Annotated in this window: 24 protein-coding genes; 22 read left to right on the forward strand and 2 right to left on the reverse strand. The window is 37.8% G+C overall.

What is annotated here, in order from left to right; genetic code table 11:
• Nucleotides 1-234 precede the first annotated feature (234 nt).
• From folD to spo0A, 10 genes are all read left to right on the forward strand, one after another.
• Nucleotides 235-1095 (forward strand): bifunctional methylenetetrahydrofolate dehydrogenase/methenyltetrahydrofolate cyclohydrolase FolD, encoded by an 861-nt coding sequence (gene folD / locus LRP84_RS15895; RefSeq protein ID WP_230575970.1) that lies wholly within the window; start codon nt 235-237, stop codon nt 1093-1095.
• A gap of 27 nt (nt 1096-1122) precedes the next feature.
• On the forward strand, nt 1123-2481 hold the full coding sequence (gene xseA, locus LRP84_RS15900; protein WP_230575971.1) for an exodeoxyribonuclease VII large subunit: 1359 nt from the start codon (nt 1123-1125) through the stop codon (nt 2479-2481).
• Entirely contained in the window at nt 2471-2701 is a 231-nt protein-coding gene (locus LRP84_RS15905) for an exodeoxyribonuclease VII small subunit (protein ID WP_230575972.1), read from the forward strand. Before xseA ends, LRP84_RS15905 begins: the two co-directional genes overlap by 11 nt.
• Complete coding sequence (locus tag LRP84_RS15910; RefSeq protein WP_230575973.1) at nt 2701-3594, forward strand: polyprenyl synthetase family protein; 894 nt, start codon at nt 2701-2703, stop codon at nt 3592-3594. The genes LRP84_RS15905 and LRP84_RS15910 overlap by 1 nt, the downstream gene beginning before the upstream one ends.
• A gap of 261 nt (nt 3595-3855) precedes the next feature.
• Nucleotides 3856-5748, forward strand: coding sequence for a 1-deoxy-D-xylulose-5-phosphate synthase (gene dxs, locus LRP84_RS15915; protein ID WP_230575974.1), 1893 nt, complete (start codon nt 3856-3858; stop codon nt 5746-5748).
• Nucleotides 5749-5751: 3 nt separating this feature from the next.
• A complete protein-coding gene (locus LRP84_RS15920; protein ID WP_230575975.1) occupies nt 5752-6591 on the forward strand; it encodes a TlyA family RNA methyltransferase in 840 nt (279 codons plus the stop codon).
• Between the two features lie 156 nt (nt 6592-6747).
• Nucleotides 6748-7197: an arginine repressor ArgR gene (gene argR, locus LRP84_RS15925; RefSeq protein WP_154712129.1), complete on the forward strand. Its 450-nt coding sequence runs from the start codon at nt 6748-6750 to the stop codon at nt 7195-7197.
• Between the two features lie 423 nt (nt 7198-7620).
• On the forward strand, nt 7621-9360 hold the full coding sequence (recN, locus tag LRP84_RS15930; protein ID WP_230575976.1) for a DNA repair protein RecN: 1740 nt from the start codon (nt 7621-7623) through the stop codon (nt 9358-9360).
• Between the two features lie 140 nt (nt 9361-9500).
• Nucleotides 9501-10802: a SpoIVB peptidase gene (gene spoIVB, locus LRP84_RS15935; protein ID WP_230575977.1), complete on the forward strand. Its 1302-nt coding sequence runs from the start codon at nt 9501-9503 to the stop codon at nt 10800-10802.
• Nucleotides 10803-11236: 434 nt separating this feature from the next.
• A complete protein-coding gene (gene spo0A, locus LRP84_RS15940) occupies nt 11237-12031 on the forward strand; it encodes a sporulation transcription factor Spo0A (protein ID WP_230575978.1) in 795 nt (264 codons plus the stop codon).
• A gap of 208 nt (nt 12032-12239) precedes the next feature.
• On the opposite strand, the gene LRP84_RS15945 is transcribed toward spo0A, so the two are convergent.
• On the reverse strand, nt 12240-12386 hold the full coding sequence (locus LRP84_RS15945) for a YycC family protein (protein ID WP_230575979.1): 147 nt from the start codon (nt 12384-12386) through the stop codon (nt 12240-12242).
• A gap of 143 nt (nt 12387-12529) precedes the next feature.
• Between LRP84_RS15945 and LRP84_RS15950 the strand changes: the two genes are divergently transcribed.
• Nucleotides 12530-13258 (forward strand): glycerophosphodiester phosphodiesterase, encoded by a 729-nt coding sequence (locus LRP84_RS15950; protein ID WP_230575980.1) that lies wholly within the window; start codon nt 12530-12532, stop codon nt 13256-13258.
• A gap of 219 nt (nt 13259-13477) precedes the next feature.
• On the opposite strand, the gene LRP84_RS15955 is transcribed toward LRP84_RS15950, so the two are convergent.
• Nucleotides 13478-13711, reverse strand: a complete 234-nt coding sequence (locus LRP84_RS15955) for a DUF2627 domain-containing protein (RefSeq protein ID WP_230575981.1) — start codon at nt 13709-13711, stop codon at nt 13478-13480.
• 138 nt (nt 13712-13849) lie between these two features.
• Here LRP84_RS15955 and LRP84_RS15960 point away from each other — a divergent pair, with 138 nt between their 5' ends.
• From LRP84_RS15960 to LRP84_RS16010, 11 genes are all read left to right on the forward strand, one after another.
• Complete coding sequence (locus LRP84_RS15960) at nt 13850-15922, forward strand: sigma-54 interaction domain-containing protein (RefSeq protein WP_230575982.1); 2073 nt, start codon at nt 13850-13852, stop codon at nt 15920-15922.
• Nucleotides 15923-16117: 195 nt separating this feature from the next.
• Nucleotides 16118-17017 carry a phosphate butyryltransferase gene (gene yqiS / locus LRP84_RS15965; protein ID WP_230575983.1) on the forward strand — a complete coding sequence of 300 codons (900 nt, stop codon included), beginning with the start codon at nt 16118-16120 and terminating at the stop codon, nt 17015-17017.
• A 104-nt stretch (nt 17018-17121) separates the two neighbouring features.
• A complete protein-coding gene (locus LRP84_RS15970) occupies nt 17122-18222 on the forward strand; it encodes a Leu/Phe/Val dehydrogenase (RefSeq protein WP_230575984.1) in 1101 nt (366 codons plus the stop codon).
• Nucleotides 18223-18309: 87 nt separating this feature from the next.
• Nucleotides 18310-19413 (forward strand): butyrate kinase, encoded by a 1104-nt coding sequence (gene buk / locus LRP84_RS15975; protein ID WP_230575985.1) that lies wholly within the window; start codon nt 18310-18312, stop codon nt 19411-19413.
• 5 nt (nt 19414-19418) lie between these two features.
• Nucleotides 19419-20840, forward strand: a complete 1422-nt coding sequence (gene lpdA / locus LRP84_RS15980) for a dihydrolipoyl dehydrogenase (RefSeq protein WP_230575986.1) — start codon at nt 19419-19421, stop codon at nt 20838-20840.
• Nucleotides 20841-20921: 81 nt separating this feature from the next.
• Nucleotides 20922-21923: a 3-methyl-2-oxobutanoate dehydrogenase subunit alpha gene (gene bfmBAA, locus LRP84_RS15985; protein WP_230575987.1), complete on the forward strand. Its 1002-nt coding sequence runs from the start codon at nt 20922-20924 to the stop codon at nt 21921-21923.
• Nucleotides 21924-21936: 13 nt separating this feature from the next.
• Nucleotides 21937-22920, forward strand: coding sequence for a 3-methyl-2-oxobutanoate dehydrogenase subunit beta (bfmBAB, locus tag LRP84_RS15990; RefSeq protein ID WP_230575988.1), 984 nt, complete (start codon nt 21937-21939; stop codon nt 22918-22920).
• Between the two features lie 15 nt (nt 22921-22935).
• Nucleotides 22936-24240 (forward strand): dihydrolipoamide acetyltransferase family protein, encoded by a 1305-nt coding sequence (locus LRP84_RS15995; RefSeq protein ID WP_230575989.1) that lies wholly within the window; start codon nt 22936-22938, stop codon nt 24238-24240.
• Nucleotides 24241-24407: 167 nt separating this feature from the next.
• Nucleotides 24408-25112: a DUF421 domain-containing protein gene (locus tag LRP84_RS16000; protein WP_230575990.1), complete on the forward strand. Its 705-nt coding sequence runs from the start codon at nt 24408-24410 to the stop codon at nt 25110-25112.
• Nucleotides 25113-25191: 79 nt separating this feature from the next.
• A complete protein-coding gene (locus LRP84_RS16005) occupies nt 25192-25653 on the forward strand; it encodes an NUDIX hydrolase (RefSeq protein WP_230575991.1) in 462 nt (153 codons plus the stop codon).
• A gap of 87 nt (nt 25654-25740) precedes the next feature.
• On the forward strand, nt 25741-26154 hold the full coding sequence (locus LRP84_RS16010) for a BrxA/BrxB family bacilliredoxin (protein WP_230575995.1): 414 nt from the start codon (nt 25741-25743) through the stop codon (nt 26152-26154).
• Nucleotides 26155-26272: the final 118 nt, after the last annotated feature.

Below are 26272 nucleotides of genomic sequence, written 5' to 3' on the forward strand. Positions count from 1 at the left end.
TTTTAATCTTGAAGTGGGGATCATACTGCCTGTTAGTGCGGGATAAAGTGAAATTTTCATCTGCGGGGAGCTTCACTCCCACAGATGATTAGTAAAACTAATTAAGCTTTTACGAGCAGTTAACCCGCACCTATCTTCTTTGATTTTTCAAACCTTTAAGGTGAGGGCCCTACTGCTCGTTAGAGCGGGGTAGAAGAAAAGTAGCTTTGTAATTTTTTAAGGGGGAATTTTAACATGGTAGCAGTAATCATCAAAGGAAATGAAGTTGCAGAGAAAAAGCGAGCGCAGCTAAAAGAGAAAGTTGCAGAACTAAAAGAACAAGGAATTGTACCAGGACTAGCTGTTATTTTAGTTGGGGATGATCCAGCTTCTCATTCGTATGTAAAGGGGAAAGAAAAAGGATGCGAACAAGTTGGCATTTATTCTGAATTAATTACATTTCCCGATACAATTACACAAGATCGTTTATTAGCAGAAATCGATCGTTTAAATAACGATAATCGTATTCACGGTATTTTAGTGCAATTACCTTTGCCAAATCACGTTGAAGAAAAGGCTATCATTGAAAAAATTTCTCCTGAGAAAGATGTGGATGGTTTCCACCCAATTAGTATCGGTCGTATGATGACAGGACAAGATACGTTCCTTCCATGTACACCGCACGGCATTTTAGAATTAGTAAAAGAAACAAACCTTGATATTACAGGGAAACACGTTGTTGTTATTGGACGAAGCAATATTGTTGGAAAACCAGTAGGACAACTGTTTTTAAATGAAAATGCGACAGTTACTTATTGTCATTCAAAAACAGCGAATATAAAAGAATTAACGAAGCTAGCTGATATTTTAATTGTTGCAGTTGGAAGAGCAAAAATGGTAACAGCTGACTATGTAAAAGAAGGTGCGGTTGTAATCGATGTCGGAGTAAACCGTTTAGAAACAGGAAAACTGTGCGGTGATGTTGACTTTGATGATGTATTAAACGTTGCAGGCTATATTACCCCAGTACCAAAAGGCGTAGGTCCAATGACGATTACAATGCTGCTAGAAAATACGGTACTATCTGCAGAGCGCGCAGGTGTTGTTTGTAAGTAATTGCAAAGCGGCTATGAGGAGAGAAAGATGGAAAAGCAATATTTAACCGTTACAGCATTAACTCGTTATATGAAAACAAAAATAGAGTATGATCCTCATTTACAGTCTGTTTGGTTAAAAGGAGAAATTTCAAATTTTAAATATCATAGCCGCGGTCATATGTATTTCACATTAAAAGATGAAAATGCAAGAATTGCTGCGGTCATGTTTGCAAGTCATAATCGTAATATGAAATTTAGACCAGAAGACGGGATGACAGTGCTTGTAAAAGGGAAAATCTCTGTTTATGAAGCAAGTGGTTCATACCAAATTTATGTTCATGATATGCAGTCAGATGGAGTAGGGGATCTTCATTTAGCATATGAACAGTTAAAGGCCCGTTTAGAAGAGGAAGGGCTGTTTTCACAAGTATATAAACAACCAATTCCTGCTTATCCAACAACGATTGGTGTTATTACGTCACCAACGGGTGCGGCGATTCGGGATATTATAACGACGATTACACGTCGTTATCCTATTGGAAATGTAATTGTATTTCCAGTACTTGTACAAGGGGAGTTCGCAGCTCCCTCGATTGTACAGGCTATTGAAAAAGCAAATGAAATGAACGATATGGATGTACTAATTGTTGGTCGCGGCGGAGGTTCAATTGAAGAACTATGGGCGTTTAATGAAGAAACAGTAGCTCGGGCAATCTTTACGAGTCAAGTTCCGATTATTTCTGCAGTTGGTCATGAAACAGATTTTACAATTGCTGATTTTGTTGCGGATTTAAGAGCGCCAACGCCAACAGCGGCAGCTGAATTGGCAGCGCCTCACATTCTCGAATTAGAAGAAAAAGTGATGCAACGTACACTTCGGTTAACGCGAGCGATGCGTGAGATGATGAACTATAAGCAGGAGCATCTGCAAGCATTACAAAAATCATATGCGTTTCGTTATCCAAAACAACTGTATGAGCAAAAGGAAGAACAATTGGATCGTACAATTGATAAGCTGATGCAAACGAAAGAACGTTACATAGAGAAGAAGGCGAATCAGCTTCAGCAGCTGTCATTTTATTTAGGAAAGCATCATCCTTCGCAAAAAATTGAACAAACAAAGCTTATGGTGGACGCATTGCAAAAACAACTGCAACGCGAAATGCAAACTCTTCTACAAGCGAAAGAGTTTGCTTTTACAAGAGCAGTAGAGAAGTTAGAAACGTTAAGTCCTCTTAAAGTGATGATGCGAGGCTACGGTCTTGTCTATAACAATAAAAAACAGGTGTTAAAAAGCGTGAAAGAAATTGATCTTGGAGATACGGTTGCCGTACAGCTTCAAGATGGTGTGTTAGAATGTAATGTATGGGGAATAGAGGAGCGTGAACTAGGCGATGAAAAATAAAGTGAGCTTTGAAGAAGCGATTGCAAAGCTTGAGCAAATTGTTTCTAAGCTTGAACAAGGCGATGTTCCGCTTGAAGAAGCAATTTCGTATTTCAAAGAAGGTATGGAGCTTTCTAAGCTTTGCGATGATAAATTAAAAGATGTACAAGACCAAATGGCAGTTATACTTGGTGAAAACGGTGAACTTCGTCCTTTTACTGCCCTAGGAGATGAAGCATAATGGCGTATATAGCTTTTGATGCCTTTATGAAAGAGAGCAAAGCACTTGTTGAAGAACAGCTTGTCCGTTATGCAAATACATTACAATGTCCGAATGTGCTTCGCGAGGCAATGGCATATTCATTAGAAGCGGGCGGAAAGCGTCTCCGGCCGTTACTTTTATTTGCGACGCTACAAGCGTTTGGGAAAGATAGAGATTTAGGAATAGATACAGCTTGTGCCTTAGAAATGATTCATACATATTCTTTAATTCATGATGATTTGCCTTGTATGGATGATGATGACTTACGCCGTGGAAAACCGACAAATCATAAAGTATTTGGTGAAGCGATGGCTGTATTAGCTGGTGATGGATTGTTAACGTATGCATTCCAAGTTGTAACAGGGCAAGAGCATAAAGACATTACTCCTGAAATAAAGATGCGCATTGCGTTAGAACTTGCAAAAGCAGCAGGACCAGAAGGAATGGTTGGAGGACAAGTTGCGGATATGGAAGCGGAAGGGAAACAGTTAACGCTTCACGAGTTAGAATATATTCATAAGCATAAAACTGGCCGTTTATTAGAATTTGCAGTATTAGCTGGTGCGCTATTATCAGGGGCTACGACTGAGCAACAAGAAAAACTACTTACATTTGCGAAGTATATTGGACTTGCTTTTCAAATTCGTGATGATATTCTAGATGTAGAAGGAACAGAAGAAGAAATTGGGAAACCAGTCGGAAGCGATATGACAAATGAAAAAAGTACATATACAACGTTGTTTACACTAGAAGAAGCGAAGCAAATTTTAGAAGGAACAATTACAAAAGCAAAAGACGCAATTTCTTCTTTAAAATTACAAGATGAATATTTGTTAACAATTTGTGATTTAATTGCAAAGCGTAATCACTAGTATCAGAACGTTTGCATTTGTTGAGCCATTGGGGATTTTATGGTATAAATGTAGACAAAGGTTTTTCTTTTCTTGTTATTGGCAAAAATATATGTAGATTACATTGCCGTTATCACTTTGTGTTAGCGGCTCTTTTTTCATCGTATAAAACTAAAAAGATGCTTGATTTTTGTAATACAATTAAGTACAACTATGTTTTACAGGTATTTTGTATACTAGTTGATATGATGACAGATTATGAAACGAAAGTGAGTGATCCTTGTGGATCTGACGCAAATTCAAAATCCTAGTTTTTTGAAGGATATGTCTATAGGCGAACTAGAGGCATTAAGCGAAGATATTCGAAAGTTTTTAATTGAAGAGCTTTCTCAAACAGGTGGACATATTGCTCCGAACCTAGGTGTAGTAGAACTCACAATTGCTTTGCATAAAGTATTTGATAGTCCAAGAGATAAATTTTTATGGGATGTAGGACATCAATCCTATGTACATAAAATTTTAACAGGGCGTGCAAAGGAGTTTGGGACATTAAGACAATATAAAGGATTATGTGGTTTTCCAAAGCGTTGCGAAAGTGAGCATGATGTATGGGAAACTGGACATAGTTCGACTTCATTATCTGCTGCAATGGGAATGGCGCTTGCGCGTGATTTAAAGAAAACGAAAGATTATATTGTTCCGATTATTGGTGATGGTGCGTTAACAGGTGGAATGGCACTAGAAGCACTAAACCATATTGGACATGAGCAAACAGATATGACAGTTATCTTAAATGATAATGAAATGTCAATTGCACCGAACGTTGGTGCATTGCATAACGTACTTGGACGTTTACGTACAGCAGGGAAATATCAATGGGTAAAAGACGAACTGGAATACTTATTGAAGAAAATTCCGGCAGTAGGCGGTAAAGTAGCTGCAACAGCAGAAAAAGTAAAAGATAGCTTGAAATATTTACTCGTTTCCGGTGTGTTTTTTGAAGAATTAGGATTTACATATCTAGGCCCTGTTGATGGTCATGATTATGAAAGTTTATTTGAAAATCTTCAATATGCAAAGAAAACGAAAGGCCCTGTTCTTGTTCATGTGATTACGAAAAAAGGAAAAGGCTATAAACCAGCTGAAAGTGATGTAGTTGGAACTTGGCATGGTACAGGACCATACAAAATTGAATCTGGTGATTTTGTGAAACCGAAGGAAGTTGCCCCGGCATGGAGTTCTGTTGTTAGCGAAGCAGTTCGTAAATTAGCGAAGGATGACCCGCGTATCGTTACTGTGACGCCAGCAATGCCGGTCGGATCAAAACTTGAAAAATTTGCAAAAGAATTTCCGAATCGTATGTTTGATGTAGGGATTGCTGAGCAGCATGCGGTAACGATGGCAGCCGGTTTAGCGACGCAAGATATGAAGCCGTTTTTAGCGATTTATTCTACGTTTTTACAACGTGCTTATGATCAAGTCGTTCACGATGTGTGCCGCCAAAATTTAAATGTCTTTTTCGGGATTGATCGCGCAGGGTTAGTAGGAGCTGATGGAGAAACGCATCAAGGTATATTTGATATTGCATTTTTACGCCATCTTCCGAATATCGTTCTCATGATGCCAAAAGATGAAAACGAAGGCCAACATATGGTATATACAGCCATCAATTACGAAGATGGGCCGATTGCGCTTCGCTATCCGCGTGGAAATGGGCTTGGTGTACCTATGGATGAGGAGTTTAAAGAAATTCCAATCGGTACATGGGAAACACTTCGTGAAGGTTCACAAGCAGCCATTTTAACATTTGGTACGACAATTCCAATGGCTTTAGAGGCAGCGGAATCTCTTGAGAAAAAGGGGATATCTGTAAAAATTGTTAATGCTCGCTTTATCAAACCGATGGATGAAGAGTATTTACATGAGTTATTAGGAAAGAAAATGCCGATTTTAACGATTGAAGAAGCGTGTTTAATCGGAGGATTTGGTTCTGGTGTGTTAGAATTTGCTAGTGAGCATGGGTACCATAATGCACTAATTGAGCGTATGGGTATTCCCGATCATTTCATCGAGCATGGCAGTGTATCTAAACTTCTTGAAGAAATTGGCTTAACAACAGATGCAGTTGTTGAACGCATTTGTACAATGATTCCATTAAAACAAAAAAGGGCGTAACGAATGAGCGGAAAAAAAGAAAGAGTAGATGTACTATTAGTAGAACGAGGACTTGTGGAAACAAGAGAAAAGGCAAAGCGGGCTGTTATGGCCGGTCTTGTATATGCTAATGAAATGCGTTTAGATAAGCCGGGTGAAAAAATACCGCAAGATACAGAGCTTACAGTAAAAGGACAAGTGATGCGGTATGTAAGCCGTGGTGGATACAAATTAGAGAAGGCATTAGAAACATTTCAAATAGATTTGCAAGATAAGGTTATGTTAGATATTGGTTCCTCAACTGGTGGGTTTACCGATTGTGCTTTGCAAAACGGTGCGAAGTTATCATATGCGTTAGACGTAGGTTATAACCAGCTTGCATGGAAGCTGCGTCAGGACGAGCGTGTTGTGGTAATGGAACGGACGAATTTCCGTTATGTAACACCTGCTGATTTGCAGCAGGGATTACCACAATTTGCGAGCATTGACGTATCATTTATATCTTTAAAATTAATTTTACCTGTATTGAAAACAATGTTAACTTCTGGTGGTGACGTTGCAGCGCTTATTAAGCCGCAATTTGAAGCTGGGCGAGAGCAAGTGGGAAAAAAGGGAATTGTTCGCGACCGTAAAGTGCATGAAGCGGTTATAGAAATGATTGTCGATTTTGCATTAGAAGAGGGTTATGATGTTCAAAATTTAACATTCTCCCCAATTACAGGCGGAGATGGAAATATTGAATTTTTAATTCATTTAAAGTGGTATGGTGAGCGTGCGCAAGGGGAAAATCATTCTCCTATTCGAGTAGAGGAAGTTGTGACAGAAGCTCACGAAGCCCTGAAACAAAAAGGAAAAGAGGAATAACAATTGTTGTTCCTTTTTTTTAACATACAGCAAGCTAGAATTGTAAACACAATTGTAAAAACAACGGTGTACAAGTAACCAGTTATACGTTAACATAAAGAAGTGAAGTATAGCGACGTTAAAACTAAGGTAAGAGATAGTGCGAGGTGCAAAAATATGAATAAAGGGCAGCGCCATATTAAAATCCGAGAAATTATTGCGAATAAAGAAATTGAAACACAAGATGAACTAGTAGATATTTTGCGTAATGAAGGTTTTAATGTAACGCAAGCGACAGTATCACGAGACATTAAAGAATTACATTTAGTAAAGGTGCCACTTCATGACGGAAGGTATAAATATAGCTTACCAGCCGATCAACGATTTAATCCGCTTCAAAAATTAAAACGCAATCTTATCGATTCGTTTGTTAAATTAGATTCAGCTGGTCATATGCTCGTGTTAAAGACATTGCCAGGTAACGCACATGCTCTTGGTGCACTTATTGATCATTTAGAATGGGATGAAATTATTGGCACAATTTGCGGTGATGATACGTGTTTAATTATTTGCCGTACACCTGAAGATACAGGAGTTGTATCGAATCGCTTTTTAAATATGCTGTAACAAAAAGAATCTTGTTTGCTTTATTGCTCAGAAGAGTGAAAAGTAAGCAAGATATTTTTGTTATGAAGAAATATAAAGTGAAACTTCCATCAGTGGGGGGATTCATCCACCACTGATGGTTAGTTGAACCAATCGGGCGCATGCCAGCAGTTATCCCCGCCTATCCTTCTTCAGATTCCCCAAAATTTTCAGGCGGGGGGCCCGTTAATGCGGGATAAAAATCCAAAATGGCACGTAAAAATACACATTTCCATATCGAAATATCATTATTGTTACATTGACCGTAAAAACAAATGTTTGGTACAATGAAGCAGATTACATAATATATTCTTCATCAAGAAAAGAATTAATAGAAGAATGTATGTGAGAATAGTTTAAGCCTCCAGTATGGAGTGTGAATTAGATAACGAGGTGAATGAGGCATTGTTATCAGAATTGTCGATTAGAAACTTTGCTATTATTGAATCATTAAATATTTCTTTTCAAAAAGGGCTGACTGTTTTAAGTGGTGAAACGGGTGCAGGGAAATCCATCATTATTGATGCGATTAGTCTTCTTGTTGGAGGACGCGGTTCTGCGGAATTTGTGCGCTATGGGACAGATAAAGCTGAAATTGAAGGGTTATTTTATATTGAGGATGAAAATCATCCTTGCGTTATGAAAGCAGAAGAACTTGATATTGAAATTGAAGATGGCATGATGATTTTAAAACGGGATATTTCTGTGAACGGGAAAAGTGTATGCCGCGTAAACGGAAAACTGGTTACATTAAGTGTATTAAAGGAAATTGGGAAAACGCTTGTTGATATTCATGGGCAACATGAAACACAAGATTTAATGAATGAAGACCGTCATTTATTTATGCTTGATCATTTTGATGGGGACCATATTTTAGTTCAGTTAGAAAAGTATCAAAATGTTTATAGAGAATACGAGCAATTAAAAAAACAATTGCTCTCTTTAACAGAGAACGAGCAACAAATGGCCCATCGTTTAGACTTGATTCAATTTCAACATGAAGAGATTCGAAATGCAGACTTGAAAATAGATGAAGAGCAAAACTTATTAGAAGAACGATTGAAGATTTCGAACTTCGAAAAGATTTATAAGGCGTTGGGTGATTCGTATCGTTCTTTAACTGAAGACCGTTCTGGTTTAGATCATGTACGAAATGCAATGAATCAAATGGAGAGCATTACGGATTTGGATATAGCATATCAAGAAAACTATGATGCGATTGCAAATAGTTATTATTTATTGGAAGAGGTCGCTTATCAGCTGCGTGAAAAGTTAGATATGATGGAGTATGACCCTAATCGTTTAGATGAAATTGAAACGCGTTTAAATGAAATTCGTATGTTAAAGCGTAAATATGGAAATACTGTAGAAGAAATTTTAGCGTATGCGGATGAAATTGAACAAGAAATATTTACTATTGAAAATAAAGATGTACACATTGAAACGACGAGAAAAAAATTAAAAGAAGTAGAACAGCTTATAGTAAAAGAAGCAAAATTATTAAGTGACATGCGTCATAATCTTGCGAACCGATTAACAACAGCAATTCATCAAGAATTAAAAGAGCTGTACATGGAAAAAACAAAATTTGAAGTAATGATAAAGAAAAAAGAAGGGACAATTGACGATCCTCTTGTCGAAGGAGCTCCTGTAAAAATGACCCAAGGTGGGTATGACTATGTGGAATTTTATATTTCTACAAATCCAGGAGAACCGTTAAAGCCGCTTTCTAAAGTAGCTTCAGGAGGAGAATTATCCCGTATTATATTAGCGTTAAAGAGTATTTTCTCTAAACATCAAGGTGTTGCTTCTGTTATTTTTGATGAGGTAGACACTGGAGTAAGCGGGCGTGTTGCACAGGCAATTGCTGAAAAAATCTATCGTGTTTCCGTCAATTCACAAGTGCTATGTATTACACATTTACCACAAGTCGCGTCTATGGCAGATTCTCATTTGTTTATTCGTAAACAAATTGTCAATGAACGAACAGTTACATCTGTTACTGTACTAAGTCAGGACGAAAAAGTAACAGAAATTGCTCGCATGATCTCTGGTGTAGAAATTACTGATTTAACAACAGAGCATGCAAGAGAGTTACTCTCGCAAGCGCATCGTTTTAAACAAGCAGCAGAGGCTATCCAATAATGGATAGCTTTTTTGGTAACAACAATGATTTCTTAGGTAACAACAATGATTTCTTAATTCTTCCGGTTATAAAGAAAGGGTAGCAAGGGGAGATTAAAAAGTGAAGCCGCTTGGCTGAATGTGGGTTAGGAGCGAGGAGAGTGAAAAGATTGAAATTAGAGCAATTTCGAAAAATCATAGGAATCTGTCTCCTTGTTTCGCTTGTCTTTATTGGGTGTTATAAACCGCTTCGCGAGTTTATTTCACTTCCGAAGCAACTTGTTATGTTTCAAAATCAAGATTCACAAGTATCTTCTTTACCTGTATTTCAAACAAAGTCAACAGATGAAACGATTTTTACAATTGTTTCTCAACATGCTGGTGAAAAAACAATTGCAGTAAATCCGCATCAAAGCGGAGAAGCTGATATGGTTTATGAGCTTGCAGGATTGCCGGTGAAAAAAGTAAATGTAAAAGTATTAAAAGATTTTAAGGTGGTTCCAGGCGGGCAATCAATAGGAGTAAAGTTAAATGCAAAAGGGGTACTTGTTGTAGGGCATCATTTAATCCAAACAGAAAAAGGAAAAGTATCTCCGGGTGAACTTGCAGGTGTGCAAGTAGGGGATATGATTACTGAAATAAATGGTAAGACGATTGAACGAATGAGTGATATTGCACCATTTATTCATGATAGCGGGAAAACAGGGGAATCGCTTAATCTTGTTTTATTGCGAGATGGAAAATATATTCGAACAAAATTAACTCCGCAAAAAGATGGGGGAGAACAGTCATATCGAATTGGGTTGTATATTCGTGACTCAGCTGCAGGTATTGGAACAATGACTTTTATTCATCCAGAATCAATGAAGTACGGTGCACTTGGTCATGTTATTTCTGACAATGATACGAAAAAACCAATTCAAGTTGAAGATGGACAAATTGTTCGTTCGACAGTAACATCCATTGAACGTGGTAGTAATGGTGATCCGGGTGAAAAACTAGCAAGATTTTCACCAGATCATGAAATTATTGGTAATATTACAACGAATAGTCCATTTGGTATTTTTGGTAAGTTAAATACAGGAATGAAAAATGGAATTATGGATGAAGCAATTCCAATTGCTCTTTCTTATCAAGTAAAAGAGGGACCCGCAAAAATTTTGACGGTTATTGAGCAAGATAAAGTGGAAGCATTCGATATAGAAATCGTAAGTACAGTTCCGCAAAAATTCCCTGCAACAAAAGGGATGGTTGTTAAGATTACAGATAAACGTCTATTAGAAAAAACAGGTGGAATTGTACAAGGAATGAGTGGTAGTCCTATTGTACAAGATGGGAAATTAGTTGGAGCTGTAACACATGTATTTGTCAATGATCCAACATCTGGATATGGTGTTCATATTGAATGGATGCTGCATGAAGCGGGTATTAATATTTATACTGATCAGAAAAAAGCAAGCTGAATTTATTCAGCTTGCTTTTTTTGATCTATCCCGCATTAACGGGCAGTAAACCCCCACCTCAAGATGCAGAGAAAAGCGAAGAAGATAGATGGGGGATAACTGCCCGTAAAAGCCCGATTGGTTCAACTAACCTTTCATGAAAAAAGCGTTCATGAAAGGAGGTTTCACTTTATAAAGTCGTTGAAAAGTTACAAAAGTTTCGCAATGGTTGTGTTTTGTTGTAAAATAAAAGTAAAGTATGTATATCCAGTTGTAATCATATGATGGAATATGTAAAAGAAAACTAAGAAATGAACGATAAAGATGTTTTTTTGTGATTTTTTCGGAATTTAAGAAAGTTTTAAAGGGGATTTTCACATAATTGTCGAACAATTCATGTAGTCTAGAAGCTAATACTTTATGTCGGGAGAAATCATTAGTAGGGAGGAAGAGCTGTGGAGAAAATTAAAGTGTGTCTCGTGGATGATAATAAAGAACTTGTATCTATGTTAGAGAGTTATGTTGCCGCTCAAGATGATATGGAAGTGATTGGGGTAGCTTACAATGGTCAAGAGTGCTTAAATTTATTAAAAGAGAGACAACCGGATGTACTGGTCCTTGATATTATTATGCCACATTTAGATGGACTCGCAGTGTTAGAAAAAATGCGTCATATTGACCGTTCCAAACAGCCAAATGTTATTATGCTAACAGCGTTTGGACAAGAGGATGTGACAAAAAAAGCTGTTGATTTAGGTGCATCATATTTTATATTAAAACCATTTGATATGGAAAACTTAACAAGTCACATTCGTCAAGTGAGTGGGAAATCAAGCACAACAATTAAACGCCCATTTTCAGCTTTTCGTTCTGTAACAACGTCTGATGGAAAACCGAAAAATTTAGATGCGAGCATTACAAGTATCATTCATGAAATTGGTGTACCAGCTCATATTAAAGGGTATATGTATTTGCGCGAAGCAATCTCAATGGTATATAACGACATTGAGTTGCTTGGGTCAATTACAAAAGTACTATATCCAGATATCGCAAAGAAATATAATACAACGGCAAGCCGTGTAGAACGTGCAATCCGTCATGCGATTGAAGTTGCATGGAGCCGAGGGAATATTGAATCTATTTCTTCTTTATTTGGTTATACTGTGTCCATGTCAAAAGCGAAACCTACGAACAGTGAATTCATCGCGATGGTTGCAGGTAAATTAAGGCTTGAGCATAAGGCGAGCTGAATTAACGATATCAATAGATGAAGAGGTTTTGTTTATAAAAGTAAGTTCAGCAATAAATTTCTTTTTTAATCAATAAAACATTGATATACAAATCGATGAACATTCCTTTTATGGTAGTTTTAGATAACCATCATGAAAGGAATGTTCATTTTTATTGTTTCAGCGGGTTGAAATTTTATAAAAAAAGTCCTGTACATAACAGGACTGTTTATTCTTTATCTTGATTTTGTTTTTCTAATTCAACAAGTTTTTGAATTAAAATATGCTGAGGCATATGCATAAGCTGTTCAAGTGGAACACCGAGAGCTTTAGATAACTTAATAGCTGTGTCTGGTGAAAGTTGTAATGGTTTCATAAAAGTACCTCCTTTTTGTATAGTATAACATAATGAGAAGTCTCCATTGGCGGGAGATTCACTAATGGTAGTAGCTCGTAAGATTTGTAACCTGCAATGATTTCTTACTAGCCGTTAGAGCAGATAAGATTTGAGGTGAGAAGATGACGCTTATTTTTGGACATCGCGGGGCTGCGGGAACATACCCAGAAAATACAATGGTTTCTTTTCAAGCGGCGGAGCAGTTCGGAGCGGATGGAATTGAATTGGATGTTCAGTTGACAAAAGATAGAAAAATTGTTGTTATTCATGATGAAACAGTAAATCGAACGACGAATGGAAAAGGTGCAGTTCGGAATTATTTATATGAAGATTTGCGTGCGCTAGATGCCAGTTATACATTTTATGATAAGGTCGGTGCGTGCCGCATTCCTTTATTAGAAGATGTGTTAGAATGGCTAGAAACAAACAACCTTTTTCTTAATATCGAATTAAAGAATAATAAGGTGCCGTATCGAGGGTTAGAAGAAGAGGTGATTACGCTCGTTCGAAAATATAATATGGAGGAGCGAATTATTCTATCTTCTTTTAATCATTATAGTATGAAAAAGTGTCATATGATGGCTCCTGATATTGAAACAGCAATTTTATATAAAGAAGGGCTGCATAGTCCGTGGGCTTATGCGAAAAAGATGGGAGCCAGTGCTATTCATCCGAACTATCGTTATATTTCGGATGGGATTATAGAATTAACGATGATAAATGGTGTAGCGGTGCGTCCATATACGATTAATGATGAAGAAGTAATGAGAAAGTTTTTGAGGATGAATGTGACCGCTATTATTACAGACTATCCAGAGCGCGTGAAAAAGCTATTGCAAGGTGAAAAATGAGACCTTTCTTCAGAGAAGGTCTCATTTTTCGTATGAACGTTTGATATTGTGGAATATTTCAAGGTGAAGAATTCTATTCGGTTATTCGCGAGCAGTAAGATCCACACCTCAAGATGGAGAGAGAAGCGAAGAAGATAGGTGTGGGATAACTGCTGGCATGCGCCCGATTGGTTCAACTAACCATTCGAAGGGAAAGCGCCTTCGAATGGAAGTTTCACTTTATCTTCGAAAGCGAGCTTGTACTTTATTTCGTTTTCGGTCACGATATAAAACGAAGCCGCCAAAAATATAAAAACCAATCGCAAAGCAGAGTGCTCCAATTAAAAATTGTAACCATAATACAGGGATTGGAGAGAAAAGAATACCGAAGACAGTATCTCTCATCAGTTTAATGCCTACCACAGCTAGTAAAATAGGGATAACAGCTAAAAGAAGAGCGAGGTAACGCTGCATGCGGAAAACTCCTTTTCAGACAATTTAGTATATACAAAATGATGTTATAATTTGTATTCGTTTGTCAAGAGGTTTCGGAACAAGTAAGATAGAGGTGTGAAAAATTTTGCAGAGGTGCTGCGGAAGGATTGGTGGCATATGAGACAAAGAGCATTAATTATTGGAGCAGGTGCTGGAGGTAGTGCGATTCTAGGTCTGCTGCAAAAATCGAATATATTTGAAGTGGTTGCGATTGTGGATATTGATGAAAAGGCAAAAGGTATACAACTTGCAAAGGGTCTTTATATTTCTACAGGAAGTGATTGGGAAGCGTTTATACGAGAGGATATTGATGCCATCTTTGATATGACAGGTGACTACAGTGTGTATGAAAAGGTTTTAGTGAAGAAAAAAGAAGATGTACTGCTTGTCCCGGGTGACGTTGCGAATATTGTTGTTAAGCTTGCGCATGAAAAAGAAATGTTAATTGGGCAGTTAAAAGAACAAACGCAGCAGCGTGACCTGATTTTAAATTCAACGCACGATGGTATGATTGTTGTTAATAAAGATGGGAATGTACTATTATTCAATAAAAGTGCGGAACGAATGATAGGGTATAAAAGCGAAGATGTTGTTAATAAGTACATTTTAGAAGTAATTCCAACAAGTAAGTTACTTCGTATTGTTCGTACGAAACAAATTGAGATTAATCAAGAATTAACATTGCATAATGGAAAGAAAATTATTTCAACGCGCATTCCAATTTTAAATGAAATTGGAGAAGTGCAAGGGGCGTTTGCGGTTTTTAAAGATATTACCGAAATTTTAAATTTGGCTGAAGAAGTGACGAATTTAAAAGAAATTCAAACGCTGCTAGAAGCAATTATTCATTCTTCTGAAGAAGCGATTTCCGTTGTTGATGAACAAGGACGAGGGCTTGTTATTAATCCAGCCTATACAAAATTAACAGGTCTTTCTGATGAAGATATTATTGGTAAACCGGCGACAACGGATATTGTAGAAGGAGAAAGTATGCATATGAAAGTGCTTCGGACACGCAGAGCAGTGCGTGGTATTCATATGAAGATTGGTCAAAAAAAGAGAGATGTTATTGTAAACGTAGCCCCGGTTATTGTTGATGGGATTTTAAAGGGAAGCGTTGGTGTCATTCGTGATGTATCTGAAATCCAAAAATTAACAAATGAATTAAATAGGGCAAGACAAATTATTCGTACGTTGGAGGCGAAATATTCATTCGATGATATTGTTGGGACGTCAGAAGAGATTATAGCGGCAATTGAACAAGCGAAACTAGGAGCGAATACACCAGCGACGGTACTACTGCGCGGAGAGTCAGGAACTGGAAAAGAATTATTTGCACACGCCATTCATAATGGCAGCAATCGGAAGTACAATAAGTTTGTTCGGGTAAATTGTGCAGCGATTTCCGAATCATTATTAGAAAGTGAACTATTTGGTTACGAAGAAGGAGCATTTTCCGGCGCGCGACGCGGAGGGAAGCGTGGTTTTTTTGAGGAAGCAAATAATGGAAGTATTTTCTTAGATGAAATAGGAGAACTGTCTGCGAATACACAGGCAAAATTACTCCGTGTTTTGCAAGAGAAAGAAATTGTGAGGGTCGGAGGTACGAAGCCGATTCCTATTAATGTTCGAGTCATTGCTGCAACACATGTGAACTTAGAAAAAGCAATTTTAGATGGTGATTTTCGGGAAGATTTATATTATCGCTTAAATAAAATTCCGATTCATATTCCATCGCTCGGTCAACGTAAAGATGATATCGCTGAAATTGCTGATCGGTTAATTCAAAAAATTAATCAAGATTATGGGCGCAATGTCGAAGGGTTAACGGAATCAGCGGTGCAGTATTTGCAGTCGTATGATTGGCCTGGAAATGTTCGAGAGCTTGAAAATATTTTAGGACGAGCAATTATTTTTATGAATTATAATGAAATGTATATTGATGTACATCATTTACCTCCGTTACATCAAGAGGACCAATCTGAATTGAAAGGGAGTAATTTACTTCCTGACTTAGAAGAAAAGCCTCTTGAGGATTTAGTAGCTGAATTTGAAGGGAATATTATTCATGAGTATTTATCTAGATTTGATGGGAATAAAACGAAAACGGCTCAAGCATTAGGGGTTTCGGTTCGGAATTTATATTATAAACTAGAAAAATACGAACGTGCAAAAAATGGCATGCAATAATTTTCATACCGTGCAAGAAATTGCACGGTAAATATAATGTGACGAAATTAGACGAAATTTTTTGTTTAGTTACAAAATGTTGATTTTTCTACGTTTTGAATGCGTTTTCAAAAACATTTGAAGGGGATATAAAAGTTGGCACGATATTTGCTTTAATATAAGCGAGGGACGACGAGGAAGGGTTGATTACAAAATATGAAGTTACAAACTTTAATTGATCAGGCAGCAGAGCAGCCGAAAAAAACAGTTGCTGTTGCAGTCGCTGAAGATCATGAAGTAATTGAAGCAGTTGCAAAGGCTGTTCAATTACAGTTAGCTCAATTTCGTCTATATGGAAATCAAGAAACGATTATGAATATGTTACAGGAACATGGATTACAGCCTTCAGAACATATTGAAGTAATCTCTGCTACATCTAATGCAGAAGCTGCTGAATTAGCAGTAAAAGCTGTAAGAGGCGGAGAAGCAGATGTACTTATGAAGGGGAATATTCCAACCGCTAGCATTTTGAAAGCAGTATTAAATAAAGAATGGGGTCTTCGTAAAGGCGGTGTGCTATCACACGTTGCAGCTTTTGAAGTACCCAATTATGATCGCTTTATCATTGTAACAGATGCAGCGATGAATATTGCTCCAGATGTGCAGCAAAAAGCGGCAATTGCACAAAATGCAGTTGAAGTTGCTCAGGCAATAGGAGTGGAATTACCGAAAGTAGCTCCGATCGCTGCTGTGGAAGTTGTAAATCCAGCAATGCAAGCAACGATTGATGCAGCAATGTTAACGCAAATGAATCGTCGAGGACAAATTAAAAATTGTATCATTGATGGACCACTTGCTTTAGATATTGCTGTTTCACAAATTGCAGCAGAGCATAAAGGAATTCAAAGTGATGTAGCTGGTAAAGCAGATATTTTACTCGTCCCAACAATTGAAGCTGGAAATGTATTATATAAATCGCTTGTATACTTTGCAAATGCAAAAGTAGGAGCGATTATTGCCGGAGCAAAAGCACCGATTGTGTTAACATCTCGCTCAGATTCAGCAGAAACAAAAGTGTATTCATTAGCATTGGCAGTTACGACTGCTTCTAAATAAACTTTCTTGCAGTACATGTTTTATTTTCATTAATGATTAAGGAAATGAGTCCAGTATAACGGGCTAAAATCGAAAATGTTAAACATATCAAGGGGGAAATTACAATGACATTAGAAATTTTCAAATACTTAGAAACTTACGATTACGAGCAAGTAGTATTCTGTCAAGATAAAGAATCAGGATTAAAAGCAATTATTGCAATTCATGATACAACTCTTGGACCAGCTCTTGGCGGAACAAGAATGTGGACATACGATTCTGAAGAAGCTGCAATTGAAGATGCTCTTCGTCTTGCAAAAGGAATGACATATAAAAACGCAGCAGCTGGTTTAAATCTAGGCGGTGCAAAAACAGTTATTATCGGCGATCCACGCAAAGATAAGAGCGAAGCAATGTTCCGTGCATTAGGACGTTACATTCAAGGGTTAAACGGCCGTTACATCACAGCAGAAGATGTTGGTACAACTGTAGATGATATGGATATTATTCATGAAGAAACAGATTTCGTAACAGGTATTTCACCTTCATTCGGTTCTTCTGGTAACCCATCTCCAGTAACTGCTTACGGTGTATACGTTGGTATGAAAGCAGCTGCAAAAGAAGCGTTCGGTACAGATAGCTTAGAAGGTAAAGTGATTGCTGTTCAAGGTGTAGGAAATGTAGCTTATCACCTATGTAAACATCTACATGCAGAAGGTGCAAAATTAATCGTTACAGATATTAATAAAGAAGCTGTACAACGTGCTGTAGAAGAATTTGGTGCAACTGCTGTTGAACCAAACGAAATTTACGGTGTAGAATGTGATATCTATGCACCATGTGCATTAGGAGCAACAGTAAATGATGAAACAATTCCACAATTAAAAGCGAAAGTAATTGCTGGTTCTGCAAATAACCAATTAAAAGAAGATCGTCATGGTGATGTCGTTCATGAAATGGGTATCGTATATGCACCAGACTATGTTATTAACGCAGGTGGCGTAATTAACGTAGCGGATGAGTTATACGGATACAATAGAGAGCGTGCATTAAAACGTGTAGAAGCAATTTATGACACAATTGCAAAAGTAATCGAAATTTCAAAACGTGATGGCGTGCCAACATATGTAGCAGCAGATCGTCTTGCTGAAGAGCGCATCGCAAGTTTAAAAAATACACGCAGCACATTTTTAAGTAACGGCCACAATATTTTAAGCCGTCGCTAATTGATAGAAAAAGTAAATGTGAAAGCAGTAGCGGCTTTATTTGGAAGTTGCTACTGTCTTTCTAAATAAATGGTGGAGGGAGCAGCCTTGTCCGTGAATCGAATTCTTGTCATTAATCCTGGTAGTACATCTACGAAGATTGGTGTTTTTGATAACGAAAGACCTGTTTTAGAAGAAACAATTCGTCATGACGAAGAACAGATTGGGAAATATAAGCGTATTATTGATCAATATGAATTTCGTAAGCAAACTATTTTAGAGGTGCTTCATTCCCATGGCATTAATATTTCTAAGTTAAATGCTGTATGTGGACGCGGCGGATTACTTCGCCCAATCGAAGGTGGTACGTATACAGTAAACGAAGCTATGCTAGAAGATTTAAAAAATGGTTATAGTGGTCACCACGCTTCCAATTTAGGGGGTATTTTAGCATATGAAATCGCTTCTGGACTTAACATTCCAGCGTTTATTGTTGATCCAGTAGTTGTAGATGAGATGAATGATATTGCTCGTATTAGCGGAATAGCTGGTATGGAGCGAAGAAGTATTTTTCATGCGCTAAACCAAAAAGCAGTAGCTCGTAAAGTTGCAAAAGAACTTGATCGTAAATATGAAGATTTAAACTTATTAATTGCACATATGGGCGGCGGTATTTCAGTTGGTGCTCATAAAAAAGGAAGAGTTATTGATGTAAATAACGGTTTAAATGGGGAAGGACCATTCAGCCCAGAACGTGCGGGAACAGTTCCGGTAGGTCAGCTTGTAGAAATGTGCTTCTCTGGTGACTATTACCGTGATGAAATGATGAAAAAAATCGTTGGACAAGGAGGCTTAGTAAGCTTACTTGGTACAAACGATGCAATTAAAGTAGAAAAGATGGTAGAACAAGGTGATCCAGAAGCAACGCTTGTTTATACAGCGATGGCATATCAAGTTGCAAAAGAAATTGGTGCGGCAAGTACAGTTCTTCATGGGAAAGTAGATGCCATTGTTTTAACTGGTGGACTTGCATATAGCAAAATCCTTGTTGATGAAATTAAAGAGCGCGTTCATTGGATTGCAGATGTCATTGTACATCCAGGAGAAGATGAACTGCAAGCATTAGCAGAAGGTGCGCTTCGTGTACTTCGTGAAGAAGAAGTTGCAAAAGAGTATGTTGTAAGGGAAAAAGAAACCGTAGCTAGGGGCTGAAAAATATGGCAAAAGAGTACGATTTAGTTATTGTTGGCGGTGGTACAGGCGGATATGTTGCTGCTATTCGTGCATCACAATTAGGACTAACAACAGCGCTTGTTGAAAAAGAGAACCTTGGTGGTACATGTTTACACAAAGGTTGTATCCCAAGTAAAGCGTTACTTCGTAGTGCGGAAGTATACGCAACAGCGAAAAAAGGGGAAGAATTTGGTGTTGTTACAAGCGATGTTTCATTAAACTTTGCAAAAGTACAAGAACGTAAAGAAAAAATCGTTAGCCAACTTCATAAAGGTGTTCAGCATTTAATGAAGCAAGGGAAAATCGATGTGTATGAAGGAATTGGTCGTATTCTTGGCCCATCTATTTTCTCACCGATGCCGGGAACGATTTCTGTTGAATTAGCAAGCGGTGAAGAGAATGAAATGCTTATTCCGAAAAACGTAATCGTTGCAACAGGATCACGTCCAAATTCTTTACCAGGACTTGAGCTTGATGGTGAATATGTTATGTCATCTGACCATGCTTTGAAAATGGAAGCGCTTCCTGAATCTGTTATTATTGTTGGTGGCGGTGTAATCGGTATTGAGTGGGCGTCTATGCTTGCTGATTTCGGTGTGGAAGTAACTGTACTTGAATATGCAAAACATGTTCTTCCACTTGAAGATCAAGACGTTTCTAAAGAAATGCAGCGCTTGCTTAAGAAAAAAGGTATTAAAATTGTAACTGGTGCAAAAGTATTACCAGAAACTTTAGTAAAAGATAATGGTGTTACGATTCAAGCGGAACTTAACGGTGAAAATAAAGAATTTAAAGCTGAAAAAATGCTTGTATCTGTTGGAAGACAAGCAAACACACAAAATATCGGTCTAGAAAATACAGATATCGTTGTTGAAAAAGGTTATATTCAAACGAATGAATATTATCAAACGAAAGAATCACACATTTATGCGATTGGCGATGTAATTGGCGGCTTGCAACTTGCACACGTTGCTTCTCATGAAGGAATTGTAGCGGTTGAACATATTGCTAGAAAAGAGCCGATGCCAATTGATTACTCTATGGTATCTAAATGTGTATATAGTAGCCCAGAGGTTGCTTCTGTCGGTTTAACAGAGCAAGAAGCAAAAGAAAAAGGCTACAAATTAAAAGTAGGTAAATTCTCATTCCGTGCAATCGGTAAAGCGCTTGTATACGGAGAATCTGATGGTTTTGTGAAACTTGTTGTTGATGAAGAAACAAATGATATTCTTGGTGTTCATATGATTGGACCGCACGTAACAGATATGATCTCAGAAGCAGGTCTTGCAAGAGTATTAGATGCAACGCCTTGGGAAGTTGCACATACAATTCATCCGCATCCATCACTATCAGAAGCAATTGGTGAAGCTGCGTTAGCAGTTGATGGAAAAGCGTTACACGGATAAAAGTGAACCATTGGGAATGGATAGTGTATCGTTCTTGCTTTATAATAGAGCGGGGTAAAAAGGATTTAGGAGGGTGTTAAAATGGCTGAAGTAAAAGCAAAGCGCCATGAAGAGCTTGGCTTAAGCGATGAGCAAGTATTAGAAATGTATCGCACGATGTTACTCGCACGTAAAATTGACGAGCGTATGTGGTTATTAAACCGCGCAGGAAAAATTCCTTTTGTAATTTCTTGTCAAGGACAAGAAGCTGCACAAGTAGGCGCAGCATTTGCACTTGATCGTGAAAAGGACTACGCATTGCCATATTATCGTGATATGGGTGTCGTGTTAGCATTTGGTATGACGGCAAAAGAGCTTATGTTATCTGGATTTGCAAAAGCAGAAGATCCAAACTCTGGCGGACGTCAAATGCCTGGACACTTTGGACAAAAGAAAAATCGTATCGTAACAGGATCTTCTCCAGTTACAACGCAAGTACCGCACGCAGTAGGTATTGCATTGGCAGGACAGATGGAAGGCAAAGATTTAGTAACATTTGTTACATTCGGTGAAGGTTCTTCCAACCAAGGTGATTTCCATGAAGGTGCGAACTTTGCAGGAGTACACAAATTACCAGTTATTTTCATGTGCGAAAATAACAAATATGCAATCTCTATCCCAGTTGAAAAACAATTAGCATGTAAAAATGTATCTGACCGTGCAATCGGTTACGGTATGCCAGGATACACAGTAGACGGAAATGACCCGCTTGAAGTATATAAAGCTGTAAAAGAAGCGGCAGATCGTGGTCGCCGTGGTGAAGGTCCAACATTAATTGAAACGGTATCTTATCGTTTAACAGCTCATTCTAGTGACGATGATGATCGTGTGTACCGTGACAGAGAAGAAGTGGAAGAAGCAAAGAAAAAAGATCCAATCTATACATTTGCAAACTACTTAACAGAAGTAGGTATTTTAACAGAGGAAGCTGAAAAACAAATGTTAGATGACGTGATGCATATCGTAAACGAAGCAACAGAATATGCAGAGAATGCTCCGTATGCAGATCCAGAATCTGCATTAAAGCACGTATACGCGGAATAAGGGGGAACGTTTCATGGCTGTAATGTCTTATATTGACGCGATTACATTAGCAATGCGCGAGGAAATGGAACGCGATGAGAAAGTATTTGTATTAGGAGAAGACGTTGGTAAAAAAGGTGGCGTATTTAAAGCGACAAATGGATTATATGATCAATTTGGTGAAATGCGCGCGCTTGATACACCACTTGCAGAATCGGCAATTGCTGGGGTAGCAATCGGTGCAGCGATGTATGGAATGCGCCCAATTGCAGAAATGCAATTTGCTGACTTCATTATGCCAGCGGTAAACCAAATTGTTTCTGAAGCAGCAAAAATTCGTTACCGTTCTAACAATGACTGGACTTGTCCAATCACAATCCGCGCACCATTTGGCGGCGGGGTTCACGGTGCATTGTATCATTCTCAATCTGTAGAAGCACTTTTTGCAAACCAACCTGGCTTAAAAATTGTCATTCCTTCTACACCATATGATGCAAAAGGTTTATTAAAAGCAGCAATTCGTGATGAAGATCCAGTATTATTCTTTGAACATAAACGTGCATATCGCTTAATTAAAGGTGAAGTGCCAGAAGATGATTATGTATTACCAATCGGAAAAGCAGATGTAAAACGTGAGGGTGATGATATTACTGTTATCACATACGGATTATGTGTTCACTTTGCTCTTCAAGCTGCTGAAAAATTAGCACAAGATGGCATTTCTGCTCACATTCTTGATTTACGTACTGTATATCCATTAGATAAGGAAGCAATTATTGAAGCAGCTTCAAAAACAGGTAAGGTTCTTCTTGTAACGGAAGATAATAAAGAAGGAAGCATTATGAGTGAAGTAGCAGCAATTATCGCAGAAAATTGCTTATTCGACCTTGATGCACCAATTGCTCGTCTTGCAGGTCCAGACGTTCCAGCAATGCCATATGCACCAACAATGGAAAAATTCTTTATGGTAAATCCAGATAAAGTTGAAAAAGCAATGCGCGAACTTGCGGAATTTTAATCGGGGGGACTATACATGGCTGTAGAAAAAATTACGATGCCTCAGCTTGGGGAAAGTGTAACGGAAGGTACAATTAGTAAATGGCTTGTTTCTGTTGGCGATCATGTAAATAAATATGATCCGCTTGCAGAAGTAATGACAGATAAAGTAAACGCAGAAGTACCATCTTCTTTCACTGGGGTTGTTACAGAGTTAATCGCTGGCGAAGGTGATACATTAGCTGTTGGTGAAGTGATTTGTATGATTCAAGTTGAAGGTGCAAATGAAGTAGCTGCAACAGCTGTAGAAGAAAAAACAGAAGAGGCGCCAAAAGCAGAGACAGCTGTATCTGCACCAGCAGCGCCAAAAGCGAAGCAACCAACTGATGGTAAGCCACGCTTTTCACCAGCTGTATTAAAACTTGCAGGTGAACATAATATTGACTTAGATGTAGTAGAAGGTACGGGAACAAATGGCCGTATTACGCGCAAAGATATTTTAAAATTAGTGGAATCTGGAAATATTCCACAAGCAGGTGCGAAGAAAGCAGCAGCAGCTGCACCAATTACGCAAGAAGCACCAAAGGCAGCAGCTCCAAAAACAGAAGCGGCAAAACCAGTATCTGTACCAACAATGCCTGGAGATATTGAAATCCCAGTGACTGGTGTACGTAAAGCGATTGCTGCAAATATGCTGCGCAGTAAGCATGAAGCACCGCATGCTTGGATGATGATTGAAGTGGATGTAACAGACCTTGTTTCATACCGTAATTCAATTAAAGGTGAATTTAAAAAGCGTGAAGGCTTCAACTTAACATTCTTTGCATTCTTTGTAAAAGCTGTTGCACAAGCATTAAAAGAATACCCACAAATTAATTCTATGTGGGCTGGCGATAAAATTGTTCAGAAGAAAGATATCAACCTTTCTATCGCAGTTGCAACTGACGATGAACTGTTCGTTCCAGTTATTAAGCACGCTGATGAGAAAACAATTAAAGGTATCGCTCGTGAAATTACTGAGCTTGCAACAAAAGTACGTACGAAGTCATTAAAAGCTGACGAAATGCAAGGTGGAACATTTACAATCAATAATACAGGATCATTCGGTTCTGTTCAGTCTATGGGTATTATTAATTATCCACAGGCGGCAATTTTACAAGTGGAATCTATCGTGAAACGTCCAGTAATTATGGATAACGGTATGTTCGGTGCACGCGATATGGTTAACTTATGCCTATCTCTTGACCACCGTGTATTAGACGGATTCATTTGCGGTAAGTTCTTAGGACGCGTAAAAGAAATTCTTGAAAATACGTCTGCAGATAATACTTCTGTATATTAATGATAAAAAGCTCGCCAATTGGCGGGCTTTTTATCATTAATATCAATTGAAAGCGCATTTCTTATGTAGATTTGTAATTTCATTAAAGATTTATATTGTTTTTTACATAGACAATATAGATAAACACAAACTAAAAGGAGGAATTTTATTAAGGGGTGCCATTTATTATGCATATGCACATCTTTGAAGGAACAAAGCATCTTTCGAATTTTGGATGGGTGATTCGTGCCATATTGGCATATATGTTTTTGATTATTGTAGCAAAAACAATGGGGCAACGCTCTATTGCTCAGCTTCGTTTTTTAGATCTTGTGCTAGTGCTATTATTAGAAGGAAATATATCGAACGCATTATCTGATGAAAGAGTAGGCCTTCTCGGTTCTCTGATTACATCATTTGTTCTCGTAGTACTTCATATAGTAAGTTCCATTTTGACATTAAAGGTGGATTGGTGGAGACGTTTTTTAGAGCCTGCACCGATTATTCTGCTACATAATGGTTCTGTTCAGTTTAATAATCTAAAGAAGGCACGGATTACAGTAGAATATTTATTTTCTGAGCTGAGATTGCAAGGTATTACAGATATTCAAACAGTAAAACTAGCGTTATGGGAAGCAAGTGGAGTGGTTTCTGTATTTCAATATGCAGCATATGAAAAAGTGTCTCGAAAAGATATGAAAATATATGCAGAACAATCACCTATTACATTTATCCTGGTAAAGAATGGGAATGTCCAAAAGGATGTTCTCGCTTTATTAGAAAAAACAGAAGAGTGGGTAAGAGACGAGTTAAAGCAAAAAGTACCTATTCAATCGATTCAATTAGCAACAGTTGATGAAAAGGGACAAATAAATATTTTACTTAAAAAGTAAAAAAGAATTATGCATTTTTCCATTTAATACATATGATACAATGGTGTGGACAACGAAATAAAAAGAAGGGTTTGTTACGATGGGATATGTCGAAGAGTTACGAAAAATAGTTGGTCATCGCCCTTTAATCTTAGTCGGTTCAGTTGTTCTTGTATTGAATGAAGATGGAGAAGTGCTATTACAACAAAGGCAAGAACCGCATGGGAAATGGGGACTTCTTGGTGGATTAATGGAGTTACGGGAATCACCAGAAGAAACAGCATGTCGTGAAGTTTATGAAGAAGCCGGTATTCATGTGAAAAATTTGCAGTTAATTAATGTGTTTTCGGGTGCCAAATATTTTGTGAAACTAGCAAATGGTGATGAATTTCAAACCGTAACGGCTGCATATTATACGAGTGATTATGAAGGAGAACTTTCTGTAAATAAGGAGGAAGCGATACAACTAAAGTTTTTTCCGATTACAGAGTTGCCAGAGTATATTGTAGGATCGCATAAAAAAATGATTGCAGCATATGTAGAAATGATACAAAGCAAGTAAGTTTACTTGTATTTTAGAAATAGTTATTGGTAAGATACAGATAGGTATATGTGAGGAGGGAAAACTTTGATTAATTTCAACTTTTTTATGAATGATGTTGTCCGTCAAGCACGCGAAGAAATCGTGGCAGCTGGCTATACAGAATTAACAACAATAGAAGCGGTAGATGAAGCATTACAAAAGAAAGGCACAACGCTTGTAATGGTAAACTCTGTGTGTGGCTGTGCAGGTGGTATTGCACGTCCAGCAGCAGCACATTCGGTTCATTATGATAAACGCCCAGACAATCTTGTTACTGTATTTGCAGGTCAAGATAAAGAAGCAACAGCACGTGCTCGTGAATATTTTGAAGGATATCCACCGTCTTCTCCGTCGTTTGCATTATTAAAAGACGGTAAGATTGTGACAATGGTTGAGCGTCATGAAATTGAAGGTCATGAACCAATGCAGGTAATTGCTAAATTACAGTCGTACTTTGAAGAACATTGTGATGAAATGTAATATACCTTTTTAGAACCGTTAAGAATAGAATCTTAACGGTTCTTTTTTTTTACATAAAATCAGCCGTTTATGCATAAAATTATACAGTGTACACACTGTTAATGATGCTGTGGAAAGA

The sequence above is a fragment of the Bacillus rhizoplanae genome (assembly GCF_917563915.1).
Taxonomy (GTDB): Bacteria; Bacillota; Bacilli; order Bacillales; family Bacillaceae_G; genus Bacillus_A; species Bacillus_A rhizoplanae.

Bases quoted from the DNA above. Each gene is read 5' to 3' on its own strand.
- bfmBAB (WP_230575988.1), top strand. From the start codon at position 21,937: ATGGCTGTAATGTCTTATATTGACGCGATTACATTAGCAATGCGCGAG.
- LRP84_RS15910 (WP_230575973.1), top strand. From the start codon at position 2,701: ATGGCGTATATAGCTTTTGATGCCTTTATGAAAGAGAGCAAAGCACTT.
- LRP84_RS15950 (WP_230575980.1), top strand. From the start codon at position 12,530: ATGACGCTTATTTTTGGACATCGCGGGGCTGCGGGAACATACCCAGAA.
- yqiS (WP_230575983.1), top strand. From the start codon at position 16,118: ATGAAGTTACAAACTTTAATTGATCAGGCAGCAGAGCAGCCGAAAAAA.
- LRP84_RS16000 (WP_230575990.1), top strand. From the start codon at position 24,408: ATGCATATGCACATCTTTGAAGGAACAAAGCATCTTTCGAATTTTGGA.
- LRP84_RS15970 (WP_230575984.1), top strand. From the start codon at position 17,122: ATGACATTAGAAATTTTCAAATACTTAGAAACTTACGATTACGAGCAA.
- LRP84_RS15945 (WP_230575979.1), bottom strand. From the start codon at position 12,386: ATGAAACCATTACAACTTTCACCAGACACAGCTATTAAGTTATCTAAA.
- folD (WP_230575970.1), top strand. From the start codon at position 235: ATGGTAGCAGTAATCATCAAAGGAAATGAAGTTGCAGAGAAAAAGCGA.
- xseA (WP_230575971.1), top strand. From the start codon at position 1,123: ATGGAAAAGCAATATTTAACCGTTACAGCATTAACTCGTTATATGAAA.
- lpdA (WP_230575986.1), top strand. From the start codon at position 19,419: ATGGCAAAAGAGTACGATTTAGTTATTGTTGGCGGTGGTACAGGCGGA.
- LRP84_RS15955 (WP_230575981.1), bottom strand. From the start codon at position 13,711: ATGCAGCGTTACCTCGCTCTTCTTTTAGCTGTTATCCCTATTTTACTA.
- LRP84_RS15960 (WP_230575982.1), top strand. From the start codon at position 13,850: ATGAGACAAAGAGCATTAATTATTGGAGCAGGTGCTGGAGGTAGTGCG.
- LRP84_RS16005 (WP_230575991.1), top strand. From the start codon at position 25,192: ATGGGATATGTCGAAGAGTTACGAAAAATAGTTGGTCATCGCCCTTTA.
- argR (WP_154712129.1), top strand. From the start codon at position 6,748: ATGAATAAAGGGCAGCGCCATATTAAAATCCGAGAAATTATTGCGAAT.
- LRP84_RS16010 (WP_230575995.1), top strand. From the start codon at position 25,741: ATGAATGATGTTGTCCGTCAAGCACGCGAAGAAATCGTGGCAGCTGGC.
- LRP84_RS15905 (WP_230575972.1), top strand. From the start codon at position 2,471: ATGAAAAATAAAGTGAGCTTTGAAGAAGCGATTGCAAAGCTTGAGCAA.
- bfmBAA (WP_230575987.1), top strand. From the start codon at position 20,922: ATGGCTGAAGTAAAAGCAAAGCGCCATGAAGAGCTTGGCTTAAGCGAT.
- LRP84_RS15920 (WP_230575975.1), top strand. From the start codon at position 5,752: ATGAGCGGAAAAAAAGAAAGAGTAGATGTACTATTAGTAGAACGAGGA.
- LRP84_RS15995 (WP_230575989.1), top strand. From the start codon at position 22,936: ATGGCTGTAGAAAAAATTACGATGCCTCAGCTTGGGGAAAGTGTAACG.